Here is a 2,536-nt window from a genome sequence, read left to right on the forward strand (position 1 = left end):
AGTAGTCGGTCCCCACCTCGAAACCGGTCGCAAAGATCAGACAGTCGAGCTCGTATTCCTTGCCGTTCGCCACGACGCCTTCTTCGGTGATGCGCTCGACCCCCTTGCCATCGGTGTCCACGAGTTCCACATTCGGTCGGTTGAAGGTATCGAGATACTCATCGTGGAAGCATGGGCGCTTGCAGAACTGGCGATACCAGGGTTTGAGCGCATCAGCAGTTTTGGGATCCTGAACTACATGCTCAACCCTGGAGCGAATCTGGTTCATTTTCTGAAAATCTGCAATTTCGAATTTGCTCTCAAGGCTCGCTTTCCTCAGAGCGCCAGCGTTTCGGCTCTTCATCATCTTCATCAAATTGCCGACAATCTCTGTCCACCCGTCGTGAACCAAATCCTCGGTAACCATTGCGCCCGAGGTCAGCGCAGTGAAGTTCCGGATCCGCTCCTTCTGCCAGCCGGGCTTGAGGCTGCTCGCCCACTCGGGGTCGGTCGGCCGATCGTCGCGAACGTCGATGGAAGAGGGCGTCCGCTGGAACACGTACAGTTGCTTTGCCGCAGCTCCAAGATGAGGCACGCATTGAACAGCCGTTGCACCAGTGCCGATGATGCCAACCTGCTTGTCGGAAAGCTTTTCAAGGTTCCCCTCTGAACTGCCCCCCGTATAGGCGTAATCCCAGCGGCTCGTATGGAAGGTGTGGCCTTTAAAAGCGTCGATACCAGGAATCCCAGGAAGTTTCGGGCGGTTGAGCGGCCCGTTGGCCATGCAAACAAAGCGCGCCTTCATGCGGTCCCCGCGATTTGTAGAAACCAGCCACTTGCGCTCCTCATCATCCCATTCAACCCCAGTGACCTCGGTCTGAAAGCAGGCGTTTGCGTACAGATCGAACTTCTCACCGATCAGTTTGCTGTGCGCAAGGATTTCCGGTGCCCGGGCATACTTGCGACTCGGCATGGTTCCGAGTTCTTCCAGGAGCGGCAGATAGATGTAGGACTCCACATCACAGGCGGCACCGGGATAGCGGTTCCAATACCAAGTGCCTCCAAAATCGCCGCCCTTTTCAACGATTCGGACGCCCTTGACACCAGCCTCGCGCAATCGGGCGCCAAGGATAAGACCACCGAATCCACCGCCGATTACAATTACGTCGACTTCGTCCGTTAGCGGTTCACGTTCGATGATCTGCTCAACATAGGGATCATCGACGTACTTCGAAAAATCTCCTGTGACCTCGACATACTGCTCGTTTCCGTCCTCACGCAGGCGCTTGTCGCGCTCCTGGCGGTACTTCTCGCGCAGCGTGTCTGGATCGAAGCCCAGGACATCTACCAGTTCTTCCTTCATCGAATCCGACATATTACTCACTTCTCAATTCAGGCACGATTGGCTCGCAGCCCCCTACCCTGACACCCACAAACTGCGTCATATCTGTGCCCGCATCATAGGCCGCGTGCCACTTGTTCGCCCAGCGCGGCAATGCGGCCCTCTTCGGGTTGTGCCAGGGGGTCTGACTCAAGAGTAGGTTAAAGAGCATTCTGTATTTTTGCCAGCTGGGAATTCCCGCCCATGCCTCGGATAGGCGCGCGCGCGCCATCTCTTCAGGCACTACCCGCACAAACTCACGGATCATCAAGCCGCTGAGCCCTCTCATATAGAGGAGCGACTGCGGTAGGATCTCAAGCAGACGAAAACGATTGCCGTAAATGTGTTGGTAGACATTCAGGGCTGAGCTTCGATGCTCAATTTCTTCACAGAAATGCCAGAGGAGAGCGGACGCAACACGGGCATCTCCCCCATGCATCAGACTCCTGCGGTTGTCGATGATGTATCTGAAAGTCGGCGTAAACGTGGACTCCAGCGCCGCACCCATCGCGACATTCAGCTCCAGGGGTTTCTCATCGAGAAGTTTGCAGTAGTAATCGATCACCTTCTCCTGGGTCTGCGCAAATTCCGGATACTGGACAATGAGTTCCTTGCAATGATTGGCGTGCACTGCCGAGTGAATGGCCTCCTGCTTGATGAACAGCTCGCACTCTTCGCGCACAGCGGGGTCCCGAATCAGATCCTGCGCCTGACGGAATGCCAGACAAAGCCAGCGTTCAAAACCGACAGCCCCGAAGGACACCAAGTTTCCGATGATGGAGAATGCTGGATTCTCCGGATTCCAGATGAACTCCACATCTTTGAACTCAAATGGTATTCGCCGCACTCTCAGATTGCTCATTGCCATTACTCTCCCATGATTGATTACTCGCGGTTCAGCACTTCAGGTCTCGAAAACAAACTCGAATTTCGTTTGCCAGGATCTGTGGCTGCTCCATCGCAGCAAAGTGTCCGCCGGCGTCTACTTCGTTCCAGTAGATGAGATTCGTGAATCGGCTCTCGACCCAGCGGCGCGAGGGCACAAAAATTTCCTTTGGAAAGATCGTGCAGCCCACCGGTTCATGAACCGCGCTTGTGTCCATACTCAACGCACTTTCCCAGTAGAGGCGGGCCGACGAAACGCCCGAAGCCGTCAGCCAGTACATCATCACATTG

At 55.3% G+C, this 2,536-nt stretch carries 3 protein-coding genes; all 3 read right to left on the reverse strand.

Features of this window, described 5'->3' with window-relative positions; genetic code table 11:
* Positions 1–1,354 (reverse strand): NAD(P)/FAD-dependent oxidoreductase (locus KDH09_16400; protein ID MCB0221279.1); only part of this gene is annotated, 1,354 nt, incomplete at its 3' end.
* 1 nt (position 1,355) lies between these two features.
* Positions 1,356–2,222, reverse strand: a complete 867-nt coding sequence (locus KDH09_16405) for a metal-dependent hydrolase (GenBank protein ID MCB0221280.1) — start codon at positions 2,220–2,222, stop codon at positions 1,356–1,358.
* A 34-nt stretch (positions 2,223–2,256) separates the two neighbouring features.
* The coding region (locus KDH09_16410) for an epoxide hydrolase (protein ID MCB0221281.1) at positions 2,257–2,536 on the reverse strand (280 nt) is incomplete at its 5' end.

It is taken from the genome of Chrysiogenia bacterium (assembly GCA_020434085.1).
Taxonomy (GTDB): domain Bacteria; phylum JAGRBM01; class JAGRBM01; order JAGRBM01; family JAGRBM01; genus JAGRBM01.